This is a genomic window from Ignatzschineria indica, from assembly GCF_003121925.1.
Classification (GTDB): Bacteria; Pseudomonadota; Gammaproteobacteria; order Cardiobacteriales; family Wohlfahrtiimonadaceae; genus Ignatzschineria; species Ignatzschineria indica.
The window spans coordinates 840,224-853,673 of record NZ_QEWR01000002.1; the positions used below are offsets into that span (position 1 = coordinate 840,224).

General features: G+C 41.0%; 9 protein-coding genes and 3 tRNA genes. 7 read left to right on the top strand and 5 right to left on the bottom strand.

All coding sequences use genetic code 11. The features are described from left to right. Positions 1–326: 326 nt before the first annotated feature. On the top strand, positions 327–1,361 hold the full coding sequence (gene corA, locus DC082_RS03795) for a magnesium/cobalt transporter CorA (RefSeq protein ID WP_109235818.1): 1,035 nt from the start codon (positions 327–329) through the stop codon (positions 1,359–1,361). Between the two features lie 153 nt (positions 1,362–1,514). On the opposite strand, the gene DC082_RS03800 is transcribed toward corA, so the two are convergent. After that, positions 1,515–2,255, bottom strand: coding sequence for a DUF4377 domain-containing protein (locus tag DC082_RS03800; protein ID WP_109235819.1), 741 nt, complete (start codon positions 2,253–2,255; stop codon positions 1,515–1,517). Between the two features lie 238 nt (positions 2,256–2,493). Between DC082_RS03800 and DC082_RS03805 the strand changes: the two genes are divergently transcribed. The 5 genes from DC082_RS03805 (at position 2,494) to DC082_RS03825 (ending at position 4,763) form a co-directional block, all read left to right on the top strand. After that, positions 2,494–2,570: transfer RNA gene (locus DC082_RS03805), tRNA-Asp, on the top strand. A 233-nt stretch (positions 2,571–2,803) separates the two neighbouring features. After that, a tRNA-Asp gene (locus tag DC082_RS03810) sits at positions 2,804–2,880 on the top strand. 84 nt (positions 2,881–2,964) lie between these two features. Next, positions 2,965–3,041: transfer RNA gene (locus DC082_RS03815), tRNA-Asp, on the top strand. A gap of 111 nt (positions 3,042–3,152) precedes the next feature. After that, positions 3,153–4,079, top strand: a complete 927-nt coding sequence (gene mepA, locus DC082_RS03820; RefSeq protein ID WP_109235820.1) for a penicillin-insensitive murein endopeptidase — start codon at positions 3,153–3,155, stop codon at positions 4,077–4,079. Between the two features lie 177 nt (positions 4,080–4,256). Further along, entirely contained in the window at positions 4,257–4,763 is a 507-nt protein-coding gene (locus DC082_RS03825) for a hypothetical protein (protein ID WP_109235821.1), read from the top strand. Between the two features lie 254 nt (positions 4,764–5,017). Here the strand turns inward: DC082_RS03825 and DC082_RS03830 are convergent, their stop codons facing one another. Together DC082_RS03830 and DC082_RS03835 are read right to left on the bottom strand one after the other, a co-directional pair. Then, positions 5,018–5,428, bottom strand: coding sequence for a hypothetical protein (locus DC082_RS03830; protein ID WP_229821569.1), 411 nt, complete (start codon positions 5,426–5,428; stop codon positions 5,018–5,020). A 406-nt stretch (positions 5,429–5,834) separates the two neighbouring features. After that, entirely contained in the window at positions 5,835–9,305 is a 3,471-nt protein-coding gene (locus tag DC082_RS03835) for a pyruvate carboxylase (RefSeq protein ID WP_109235822.1), read from the bottom strand. Positions 9,306–10,077: 772 nt separating this feature from the next. On the opposite strand from DC082_RS03835, the gene DC082_RS03840 reads away from it, so the two are divergent. Then, on the top strand, positions 10,078–10,866 hold the full coding sequence (locus tag DC082_RS03840) for an endonuclease/exonuclease/phosphatase family protein (RefSeq protein ID WP_268245777.1): 789 nt from the start codon (positions 10,078–10,080) through the stop codon (positions 10,864–10,866). Between the two features lie 125 nt (positions 10,867–10,991). Here DC082_RS03840 and DC082_RS03845 read toward each other — a convergent pair whose 3' ends face one another. After that, positions 10,992–11,606 carry an IMPACT family protein gene (locus DC082_RS03845; RefSeq protein WP_109235824.1) on the bottom strand — a complete coding sequence of 205 codons (615 nt, stop codon included), beginning with the start codon at positions 11,604–11,606 and terminating at the stop codon, positions 10,992–10,994. A gap of 254 nt (positions 11,607–11,860) precedes the next feature. Further along, positions 11,861–13,078 (bottom strand): aminotransferase-like domain-containing protein, encoded by a 1,218-nt coding sequence (locus DC082_RS03850; RefSeq protein ID WP_109235825.1) that lies wholly within the window; start codon positions 13,076–13,078, stop codon positions 11,861–11,863. Positions 13,079–13,450: the final 372 nt, after the last annotated feature.

A 13,450-nucleotide genomic window follows, 5' to 3' on the forward strand; every position in this document is an offset into this window, starting at 1 on the left:
ACTTTCCCTTTTTAGTTATCGTTAGATTCTCGCTAAAAGCCTCTTTAAAAACAATTTATGTGGAATTTAAATAAGCTTTAAACGCCACTTAAATATCTCTATTAAATGCCTCTATTAAGTACCACTATTACAATGCCACTGATCAGATAGGGCTATTAAAAAGCACAAAGAGAGCCTATCGAAGAGCTATCGACCACTCTATCGAGTCGTCACCGACCATTTGTCGAGCATTGACCAATCACTCACCGATAATATCGGCGACTAAAAAAGGGATTATTAAATTAAATTTACACCCAAATCAAACAGCAGAAAGGAGCTATTTAGATATGATTTCAGGATTTGTTCTCACAGAGAATCGCTTACACCAAATCTCAATTCAAAATCAGAATGACTTTAGAGATGAGATGATCTGGATCGATCTCGTTGATCCCACAGATGAGGAGCGTAGCCTTGTTGAAGAACATTTTAAACTTGAGCTTCCAGAGAAAGCTGAAATCAAAGATATCGAGGCTTCCGCTCGTTTTTATGAGGATGAAGATGGGCTACATGTTCACAGCTTCTTTCTGAATGATTTTGATAATAGTGCGCGCAACATCACGGTGGCATTCTCAATTAAGAACAATCGCCTCTTTACGATCCATGAAGAGGATCTCTCCGCATTTAGACTCTATCGCCTTCGTGCAAGACAGGTTCAACTAGAGTTAACGAATGGCAAAGTTGATGTGATGAATATCTTAATTGGACTACATGAAACGGCTATTGAGCATGTTGCCGATGTTTTAGAACGAATCTATGCCGAACTTGAAAATACAAGCCCTTATGTTTTAGCGCTTGATGAGAAAGATGATAATAAAAAAGAGAAGAAGGGAGAAAAACGCCGCCGCTTAGAATCTCAAGATGATGAGAGCGACAAAGAGCCAACAATGGAGGAGGTTCTTCAAAATATTGCCCTTCAAGAAGATATGAATGGTAAAGCACGCCTCTCTCTGATGGATACGCGTCGCTCATTCTCCTTCCTAATGAGAACCCAACTTCTTAGCGAACAGCAAAAAAATGATGTCAGAGAGATTTTACAGGATCTCGAGTCATTAACAGGGCATACCACCTTTCTCTTCGACAAAGTGAACTTCCTGCTCGATGCGGCTACCGGAAAGATCTCTCTTGAACAGAGTCGAATTATCAAGATCTTCTCAATTGCATCTGTTGTCTTTCTCCCACCAACACTCATTGCAAGTATCTACGGAATGAACTTCCCGATGCCAGAACTCAATTACGCGATTAGCTATCCCCTCTCTATCGGTGCAATGATTCTCTCTGGAATCGCCCCCTACCTCCTCTTTAAACGCAAAGGTTGGCTCTAACGGAAAAAGAAGAGAAGCTAAAATCAATAACGCCTTCTCTCAGATGTCGATACACAACTTTAAAAATTAGAAGAACAAAAATAAAAAGAGAGAGAATTACCAGAATTTAAAAACTACTGGAAATCTCTCTCTTTCTATTGACTTAAAAAACCACTATTGCTGAGTGTTAGAGTCATCTGCTGATGGGTGACCAACGGGAACCACCTCCCCTTGCTCTACAATCATATCTAAAACATGCTTCGCAGCGCCATCCTCTGATTGATACTCTTTTAAGCGAAGACGATACTCATAATTCTCAACCGGCGTAAATCCTTCAATCTCCCCAGTATATATCTCCCACTCACTATTTTTATCTTCTCTTACCTGCAAACACCCTGCTTCTTGCTCTTCACAAGGAGTACGTTCTGCAGAGATATAGTAAAAAACGCGCTCGTAAAGCTTTGCTTTGATATCGAGATATTTTCCTTGATCTAACTCAACAGGAAGATAATGAGAGACCTTTTCACCCGGCACCGTTCCCACTAAATAGAGAGCATCTCCCTCTCTGACCATTTTAGGTGTAGAGATCATAAATTGTGAGATCCGCTCATCAAGCTTTTGTAGTTCAGGATCACACGCCATCATCGTTGATGCTAAAGCGGCTCCTGCTCGCCCCTCTTTCACTCTAAAGGCACCATTATCTTTAAGATAAACCTGCCCCATCAATATATTGCAACCACCGTGTACTGAGAAGTGATGCGCCTCTTGATCTAACACCACCTTTACATCATGCTCTTTCGATAGTGGTGTAATATTCAATGTCTCTGTTGCCATACCCACCATTGCAATACTACTTCCTAGTAATCCAGCAACGGCGATTTGACTCCATCTCTCTCTCCATCTACTCAACTTCATTACCTTTCCTCTTATTTAATAAAAGAATTAAAAGATCACTCCAACATCGAAGGGATGTAAAAAGCACCATTATTCGATTGTATCATGATTTTCTGACCATCAATCAAGTGATCAAATAAGATTAAAACCCTCTATCCTGCGCTATTATTAAACAAACCCTAAAATAAAGATGACAAATGAATTTTATTTCGTATAATAGCAATCCTTGTTTAAGAGGAAGCTCAAAGACAAGTATAGCGGAGTGGTAGTTCAGCTGGTTAGAATACCTGCCTGTCACGCAGGGGGTCGCGGGTTCGAATCCCGTCCATTCCGCCACTAATTTAAAATATGAAGTTATTAGTTTTACGTTTTACAATTCATTATTTACAATTCATTATTTACAATTCGAGCTACAATAAATTATTGTAAAGAGTTGCATCTTTCTCAAAGAGTGATTAGAATAATCCTTTGTAAAAGAAGTTATAAATAGAGTTGTAAAAATTGCGATAAAAATCTTACGATTAAATCGTATCACTGAAAACAAGTAACTTCATATCACAATCTAACACGGAGTGGTAGTTCAGCTGGTTAGAATACCTGCCTGTCACGCAGGGGGTCGCGGGTTCGAATCCCGTCCATTCCGCCATATTTTAAGTTGTTAAATGTGATCTATATTCACTTTGAATCTGATCTATTTAACAAAGCTATTAAGAGTAGCAATTCTAATCTCGGAGTGGTAGTTCAGCTGGTTAGAATACCTGCCTGTCACGCAGGGGGTCGCGGGTTCGAATCCCGTCCATTCCGCCATTATTAGAGAGCCTAGATCGAAAAATCTAGGCTTTTTTATTATCTGCGATAAACTCGATAGTGATCTAATGATATCCTTGATCTTATTTCCCGCTCAAGAGGAGAAGTTTTATGAAGCCCTTCCCTGCTTCTCTTACCGTAGAGACCTTATGCCTATCGATACAAAATCGACAACACCAACAACAGATACATCTACTTCTTAAACAATCTAAAACTTTATCTAAAGTTATTTTGGCTGTGACATTTCTACTCATCAGCCACTCCATTGCTCATGCATGGCATACGATCGCCTCTCCTAGCAACAATGAGCAGACGGTCATTTTAGGAAGCTATGCCAATGGATGTATCGATGGCGCAGTCACGATTCCCACCATAGGATTGAGCTATCAACAGGTAAGACCTAGTCGTAATCGACACTATGGTGCGCCAGAAATGGCAGATTTTATCGCAAAAATCGATCGCTGGGCATTGAGCGAAAATCAGATTCTCATCTTTGGCGATATCTCTCAGCCAAGAGGCGGTCCTGCTAACTTTGGTCATGCAAGCCATCAAACTGGGCTAGATATTGATATCTGGTTTGAAGATCGTAATGAACCACTTCCAGAATCGCTGATTGAAACACTGGTAACACCCTCCGTCGTCAACCCTAAAAAAGGGGAACTCAATCAACATTGGCGCCCCTTCTACCGCGATCTACTCTACTACAGTGCAACCGACCCTCAAACAGAGCGAATCTTTATCAATCCCGTTATTAAAGCAGCACTCTGTCAAAGTGAAGAAGATCGAAGCTGGCTACAAAAATTACGCCCTTGGTTTGGCCATGATTCTCACTTTCATATCCGCCTACAATGCCCTAAAGGTAGCGAACATTGCATCCCTCAAGCACCGATACCTGTAGGTGATGGCTGTAATCAAGATCTACAAAATTGGGTCAATGATCAGATCAACTGGCATCTTAATCCACCTAAAAAGTCAGCACCCATCGATAAGCCACCTAAAATTTTGCCGGTCGAATGCCAAATGATCAAAAACAAGTAGAAGAAGCGCAGCAAAAGAGCGATAAGAAGGATTAAAAGAGTTCGCTTCTTTTAAGAAGGAATCGGCTTAATCCTGCTCCAGAGCATTCATAGTAGTTGCTTTATAGCCTTATTTTCGGTAACTTTACCCCTCTCAACGCTCTTTCAATGAGTTTATCAAATAAGGACATGGTAGATTGTGACTAATAAAAAAGCCTCTATTATCGCTATTATTGCGGTTGTAATTATCTTTATGATCTATGATCGTTTCAAACCTCTTTCAGAAGAGAAGATTATTGCAAAACAGGGTGTTGCCACACTCTATCTTGATAATAGCTATAAAAATATCGACTCTACCCAAGCACCCGCCGGCACACTTTTAGCACAATACTCTAATCGCCATGATATCACCGTCATGGTAACAGGCAGTCACCTCACAGCTGATGAGGCGAAGGATTCATTAGAGAATTATAGTGAAAAGTTGATTAAGGGCGCGCCAGAAGGAACATCTGTCGAGCTACTTGAAGTTATTCCTCAATTAGATGAGATCTATTACACCATCACTGCCCCAGAGAAACTCTATACCTGGCAGCGTTTAAAACGAGATGGCGATCAACTCACCGTTATAGCTGTTACCGCTGAAGAGGAGAACCCCAAGGTTGATCCTTTAGTGATTCTCAAAGAAGCGCAATTTGGAGCTCATTAAACTCAATCATGAGTGAGCTTTAAATAGCAAATATCAATTATGCTCACATCAGATTCAATAGAGAAGAGATTCATGTCTGCATTCAAATATTATTCAAATATTATTCAAATATATAAAGGGGAGCCTCTATTAGCTCCCCTTTTCTGCTTATCATATCTGAGGCTTAATAATCGCCAAGAGTTACCAAGCTATCAAGAACCATCAACAAGAATAGCAATAACTCATAAGCCTCATTCGCGCTTATCACTCAACCATTAATATCCCCAAGCGCCCCAAGCGAAAGGTCCATCAAAGAACATACCATTATCCCATGCTGCATCGGCATTTGCCCAAGCGGCCATCTGCTCTGCTTGCATCTGATTCTCTTCACGATAATCTTTCCATGCCATGTTATAACACGATTGGAAGAGTGGATTATTGACAGCTGCAACATATTTTGCTTCAAAAACTTTACGCTCAGCTGCAGTTAAATGAGCGACATTAGGCATCTCTTTCATCAGCTCTGCTGCTTGTGGACTACATTGTGAAGCTAACGCCACCTGCGTATCTAACATCTGTGCTGCTTGCTCCTTTGCTTCCGCCGCCTTCTCTGCCGGTGTTACAGCACATGCCGCAAGAAACATCACTGCACAAGATAACAGAGCGACTCTCATCATCGATTTCATATCTAATATCCTTCTATTTCCAGTCATTATAAAAGAGCTTAAAAAAGAAGCTCGCTTCACTCATTTAGAGACTTAAGTGTAAAGGCTTAAGTCCCTAAGTGATTAACTATTAATTGTGAATTGTTAATTTGTTAGTTATTGGTTGTTGGTTGTTAATTGTTAATTGTTAACTATCAATACCTCAACAACTTATCGTTCAAGTAGAAGTGGATCAATCCTTTAACTTTCTCCTAAACTTTAACATTATTTTACCATCACAACGATAGGGGAAATAGGATTGAGAAAAAATAGTAACCACTCAAACAAAAAGGCAGCTCTCTTTAAAAGAGCTGCCCTCTCTTTTGAATTATTAACCGATCGCTATGACCGGTCACTTCATTAATTCAGAAAATAGATTGGAGAGTATCTATTGATCGATCTCAACAAGAAGATCTTCCGCTTCTACCACGTCACCTTTTGCTACAAGTACCCGCTCGATCGCACCTGACGCTTCTGCACGGATGGTTGTCTCCATCTTCATCGCTTCTAGCGTTACAATCGCATCTCCCTCCTTCACAATATCGCCCACCTTAACATGAACTGTACCAACAACGCCCGGCATCATCGCCGCAACATGGTAAGGATTTCCCTTCTCACGCTTCTCTCTTAAAGGTAGATCAGACGTTAACTCATTTTTAGGAATTGAGAATGCTCTAATCTCACCATTGAGTTCGAAGAAGACATTACAGTGACCTGTAGCATCAGGAAGAGAGATCGCTAATAGCTTAATTAGGAGATCCTTTCCTTGCTCTAGAGAGACTGTATGATAAGTATCTTTCTCTGGTCCATAGAAGAAGATCTTCGAAGGAATATTAGAGACATTGCCATACTTCTCTTGATGCGCTTTAAACTCCTTAAACACTGTAGGATACATCAGGTAAGAAGCGAGATCCGTCTCTGAAACCTCATAACCCAATGCCGCTTCCAAATTCTCTTTTTCAGCAACAAGATCAACAGGTGGGAGATGCGCCCCCGGACGCCCCTCAATCGGTTTCTCATCTTTTAAGACTTTCTTGGTAATATCTTCAGGGAAACCACCTTCAGGAATTCCCAACTCACCCTTTAAAAGCCCAACGACAGATTGTGGGAATGCAATTTCACGATTAGGATCTAATACATCTTCAGCTTTAATATCTTGAGTGACCATCATTAAAGCCATATCACCCACAACTTTAGAGCTAGGGGTAACCTTCACAATATCCCCTAAGAGCTGATTGACTTCGGCATAAGCTTTAGAGACCTCGTTCCAACGCGGCTCTAGCCCCATTGATCGCGCCTGCTCTCTTAAGTTAGTATATTGTCCACCCGGCATCTCATGGTTATAAACATCTGAAGTACCAGATCGTAGTGTCGATTCAAAAGGCGCATAAATTGAGCGCACACCTTCCCAATAAGTAGAGATCTGATGCATCGCATCAACATCAATTCTTGATTCGCGCTCACTCCCTTTTAACGCATGGATAATCGATCCCATCGGAGGTTGACTCGTTAAACCTGAGAGGCTATCCATCGCCGTATCAACAGCATCCACTCCCGCTTCAATAGCAGCTAAAACAGAAGCCGCTGACATACCTGATGTGTCATGCGTATGGAAATGGATGGGTAATTCGATCTCCTCTTTCAATGCTTTAACTAATGCTTTCGCCGCTTCAGGACGACAAACACCCGCCATATCTTTAATACCGATAATATGCGCACCCGCTTTCTCTAACGCTTTTGCTAACTTCACATAGTAGTTGAGATGATATTTAGGTCGTTTTGCATCGAAGAGATCCGCCGTGTAACAGATCGTTCCCTCAACTAACTTTCCTGACTCTAAGACGCTATCGATCGAAACGCGCATATTATCCACAATATTGAGTGAATCGAAGATACGGAAGAGATCAATCCCTTTTTCAGCCGCTTGCTTCACAAAATATTGAATGACATTATCGGGGTAACTGGTATAACCAACACCATTGACACCCCTTAAGAGCATCTGGAAGAGTGTTCCTGGAATCATCTCTCTTAGACGAACTAATCGCTCCCAAGGATCTTCATTTAAAAAGCGCATCGACACATCAAATGTTGCGCCACCCCAGCACTCTAAAGAGAAGAGTTCGGGCATTAACTCGGCATAATAAGGGGCAATATCCCAAAGATCTTGAGAACGCATTCTTGTGGCAAAGAGCGATTGATGCGCATCACGCATTGTTGTGTCGGTAATTAGAATCTCTTTCTGCTCACGCATCCAATCAGAAAATCCTTTAGGACCCAACTCTAAAAGAAGATCACGAGAGCCTTTAACAGGTGCGCGCTCTCCTCGCTCTAACTGCGGTAATATCGGCTTGATAAAATGTTTAGGGATTGCTCTTCCTTCCAATTCAGGATGACCATTAACTGCCACATCTCCCAAAAATTTCAGAATAGAGTTTGATCGATCTTGACGCTCTTTCAGATCGAAAAGCTCTGGATTTTGATCAATAAATTTCGTTGTATAATCACCAGCAATAAATTTCGGGTGATTAATGACATTTTCAACAAAGGAGAGGTTAGTAGAGACGCCTCTAATGCGGAATTCACGCAATGCTCGATCCATACGCTCAATCGCTTCAAGATCATTATTCCCCCAAGTGGTCACCTTCACTAAGAGCGAATCATAGTAGGGTGAAATAACGGCACCTGAGTAAGCTGTTCCCCCATCAAGACGGATACCAAATCCAGCAGGAGAACGATAAGCAATAATCGTTCCTGTTCCTGGGAGGAAGTTATTTGCAGGATCTTCCGTTGTAACACGGCATTGTAAAGCACTTCCCTTCAACTTAATATCAGCTTGTGGCGGAACGACCATCTCTGATGAGCCGATTCTCGCTCCTTCTGCGACCTGAATTTGTGCTTTTACTAGATCAACACCCGTCACCTCTTCTGTAACGGTGTGCTCTACCTGAATACGAGGATTAACCTCAATAAAGTAGAATTGCTCGGTATCGGCATCCATCAAAAACTCAACTGTTCCGGCATTACTATATTGAACAGCTCGCCCCAATTTCAATGCGCTTTCACATATCTCCTCTCGCTTCTCTTGCGAGAGATAGGGTGCCGGCGCACGCTCAACAACCTTCTGATGACGTCTCTGTACAGAACAATCTCGCTCCCAAAGGTGGACAATATTGCCATGCTGATCCCCAAGAAGCTGAACTTCAACGTGGCGCGCGCGTTCAATTAACTTCTCAAAATAGACCTCATCATTACCAAAAGCAGCTAATGCTTCTCCTCTTGCTTCACGCACAGAATCCATCAGTGTCGATTCATCATAGATTGCACGCATACCACGACCGCCACCGCCCCAGCTCGCTTTGAGCATGACCGGATAACCAATCTCTTTTGCGATACGCTTGATCGACTCTTCATCTCGAGGTAGTGCTTCTGATGCCGGCATTACCGGAACACCTGCTGAAATCGCAGCATTTCGCGCAGCAACTTTGTTACCTAAAGTATTTAACACATCATATGAAGGACCTATAAAGATAATTCCATTTTCCCGGCAAGCTTTCGCAAAGTCAGGATTCTCCGCTAGGAAGCCATAACCAGGATGGATTGCATCGGTATTGGTCTCTTTTGCGATACGGATAATATCATCAATATCAAGATAAGCCTCTAAGGGTAATTTCCCACGGCCTACTACGTAACTCTCATCAGCATTAAATCGATGTGCAGATCGACGATCCTGCTCCGCATAAATTCCAACGGTCTTAATCCCTAACTCCGCAGCAGCACGAATAATACGAATAGCTATCTCGGAACGGTTCGCGACTAGAATCTTTTTAATCTTTCTATCTGATGATGATTCGACAGACATAGGTCTTCCTCCATTTTTAGTACGTCACTTTAATATTTTTATATCGCCTCTTTTAGGCGAGCGTTATTTCGTTTCATCTTTTAAACTACACAAACACTACAACAATACATCAAACATTACCGCTTTCATAATATTTTATCCCGATTGATAAATAAATTAACGGAGAGATAAGGATAAAGCGAATCAATTATTAATTAAAATTAGATAATTTTATAAGAATATATTGCAATATAAACCCCAATAAAGTCGAGATATATCAAAAATAGAGAGTCTGCCGAATGATCCCTTCTTTTATCCCTAAAGAGCATTGACCACCCCTTTAGAGGGCAATAAAGATATCTATAAAGATACCTATAAAGATGCAATAAGGTCATCATGCCGGAAGAGAGATAACACAGCTGATTAAATTATTGATTAAACTATTGATTAAAACTATTTAATTAAAGCGATTAATCATCAATAGTTATCAGGCGTCATCAATAATCACATCATAGAAGCGCTATTTTGGTAAATATTTCCCATCATTTATCACTTCGTGTAAAATTTTATATTAGAACTTTAAGTTTACATTCGATATTTAGGCTCAATATTTAGGTTCAATATTTATATATTGAGAGGCTTATTATTGAGATACAAGTCTAAATAGTCGATACTCACTCTATATTTATAGATAGATTTATAGATTTATAGATTTATAGATTTATCGATTAAATAAATTCAGTTGGTGCATTAAGATCTCAATGACTGTAACTTCAACCTTACTCTAACGACGATTAACGATTCAATTATGGCAAATCACAAAAATCATCTATTTCGGTTTACCGCTCAGCAAAATGGGAAAGAGACTCTTCATGGAGAGACGCGCCTCGATCGTTTCTATCCCTTCTCAAAAGATAATCGCCTTACGGTAATGGTTTGGAATATCTATAAACAACAAAAACTCAATTGGCTGCCACTTTTGACAGAGTATGGTAAAGATCGAGATCTCATCTTACTGCAAGAAGCAAAAGCCTCTGAAGAGTTGATTCAATTCTCTAAAAAACACTTCTTAGTCGGTGATCAAGTGCCGGCAATTGAGATTACAAAAGATGCTTACGGCGTTATGACGCTCGCCTCAAGCTACCCACTCTATACCCGACCTTTTCGAACAACTGAGCCCTTTTTACGATTGGCAAAATCAGCGCTAGTAACGGTCTATCCTCTCTATGATAAGCGACTTTTGATGGTGGTGAATGTCCACTCAGTCAACTTCAGTTTAGGGGTCAAGATCTACCGGGAGCAGATCCAATCGATTGCAGAACATGTGATTAACCATAATGGTCCTGTTATTTTTGCCGGCGATTTCAACACTTGGAGCCGAAAAAGACGCCATCTCCTCTATCTTTTTACACGGAGAATGGGATTAAAGCCGGTCATTTTTAATGATGATCATCGCAAAGCATTCTTCAACTCTCCGCTCGATTTTGTCTTCTACCGCGGATTACGACTTGAGAAGAGCGAGGTGATTAAGACGGATGCCTCAGATCACAATCCCCTTTTAGTCGATTTTAGGCTCCATTAGTGATTAGCGCGCCCCTTTCTTTACTGAAAAGGAAGACCCCAAATGCTATCAATCTAAAAATGTAAGCGTATAAGGAACTTAAAATCTAAGTCGACCATAAATTCTTCCTCTTCAGCATACCTTCCTTAAGTCAGATCACACTTATGAGAGATGACCAATGTATCAACCTTCTCTAAACGCTCTAAAAGCGCGGGATAATCATTAGCACGCACACTTAAAGTCATCTCACAATTGATACCGTAATTCTCGGCCACTTTCGCTGCATTTAGATCATTGATAACGTGATTAACCTCATTTGTTGCCGGATAATCGAAGGTAAAGGTAACATCGAGCCCTATCGTTTTCGTGACAATATTGGCTCTCTGTAGCGCATTGCGCGCCCCCTCTTGATAAGCAGAGACTAATCCGCCGGTGCCTAACTTAATCCCCCCAAAATAACGAACTACGATCACTAAAACATTGGTTAACTCGAAGGAGCGAATTTGTCCAAGAATCGGTCTGCCGGCAGATCCCGAAGGTTCGCCATCATCATTTGCACGATAATGCTCATAACGCTCCCCTAAAACATAAGCGTAGCAGACATGGCGAGAGTCGTTATAACGTTTGCGATATTCATCGAGTAGTGCATCAATCTCTTCTTCAGAGGTCACCGGTAAGGCAAAAGTGATAAAACGGCTTCGCGAGATGACAAATTCATCCTCACTCATTGCGGTTATCGTCTTATATTGATCACTATTCATCTTACATTCTCCAAAAATCTCGCTCTCTATTGCACCCTTATCTCTACGCTCGCAAGCTTAAGATAATCCCTAAAAATAGGGGGCAATTATAACATATCTATCATAGATCAAAGCGGACCAACATCTACCCCCATTGCGATAAGATAACCATGTTCAAAGAGAAAAGTAGAATTAGAGTCATAAAAAAGGCGGAAAAAAGGGCGAGATTAATCTCTCGCCCTCTCTTATCATTCGCTGCTTATCATTTGCTTCATCTATGCTTTTGCGATAACCTCTTCATAATTTTTAAGTGCAATAGCAAGGCGCTTACCCGCCTCTTCTGCGCTCTCTTCAGTCACCGTTGCAAATGAGAGACGCAATGTATTATCCTCCGGCGTTCCCACATAGAAAGCAGCTCCCGGCACAAAGACAACCTCTGCATCAATCGCATGCTTTAGAAGTTCAGTCGCACTCATTCCCTCTGGCAATTTAGCCCAAAGGAACATCCCACCGGTAGGAGCATCAAAAGAGATCTTACCCTCTGTATGCTTTTTTAAAGAGTCGATCAGATGCTGACAACGTTTCTGATATGCTTTAGAGATCTCTTTAATTCGCGGCTGAAGACGACCACTTTTAAGATAGTTAGCCACAATAAGTTGCGATAAAACGGGGGTATGTAGATCCACCGATTGCTTACAGATCACAATTTTCTCTCTAATTTTACGGCTCGTTACAATAAAACCTAGACGGAGACCCGGTACTAAAACTTTAGAAAATGAAGAGAGATAGACAATATGCTCCTTCTCCTTCTCACTCTTAGCGAGTGAATAGATCGGTTTTGCCAATTGATCGGTAAAACGGATCTCACCATAAGGATCATCTTCAAAGATGACAAAGTTATGCTCTACCGCTAACTTTAAGAGACGCTCTCGCTTCTCATCTGAAAGGGTTGAGCCGGTAGGGTTAGCAAATGTAGGGACAATATAGAGTGCCTTAATCGGCCCCTTTTTAAGGCGTGCTTCTAACGCATCCACATTGAGTCCTTCAGGCCCCCCTTCAACATCTTCCACCGTTGCACCGGTTAACTTAAACCCCTGAATAGCTGCAAGATAGGTAGGACGCTCAACTAAAATCACATCGCCTTCATCAAGAAATGTCCGAGAGATCAGATCAAGCCCCTGTTGCGATCCGCTTGTTACAACAATCTCATCACATGCTGCATCGATCCCGCGATCTTCGATCAACTTAACAATCTCCTCTTGCAGAACGAGCTCCCCATCAGTTGTACTATATTGATAGGCGTTGACCTCTTTCGATTCGATCACTTCATTAAGAGCGGTATTAATCCCCTCCATATCGAACATATCTGCTGCCGGAATCCCCCCTGCAAGTGAGACAATATTAGGCATCTTGCTATATCGTAAAAGATCTCTCACTATTGAGCTCTGCGATCCTTGAATTCGCTTTGCAAATAAACTTTCGATTCCAGCCATAATCAGTTCCTACTCCTCAACTTTCTAATTTTCTAATGCATTAATCGGACGGGGATGTTTCTTCCACCCCCTCTTTCTACTACTAATGTAGCAGATCTATTATTATTACGTATAGCTATTACGTATAGCATTAATCGATTTTTTATTTTAAAGAAGTTTTTTAAAGAAACGTATAACCCCTCCCCATATTTATCTCCTATCTCTTCTTGATTAAAAGATTTTGTAAAAAGTTTTGGGTAAAAATGAACTTCAAAAAAATGATATCCTTTAACGAGCGTAAAATAACGTTTCATTGATATTTTATTGATGTTTCATTGATACTTTATTCAAATTTTATTCACGTTTTATTCAGGTTTTATTCAGGTTTTATTC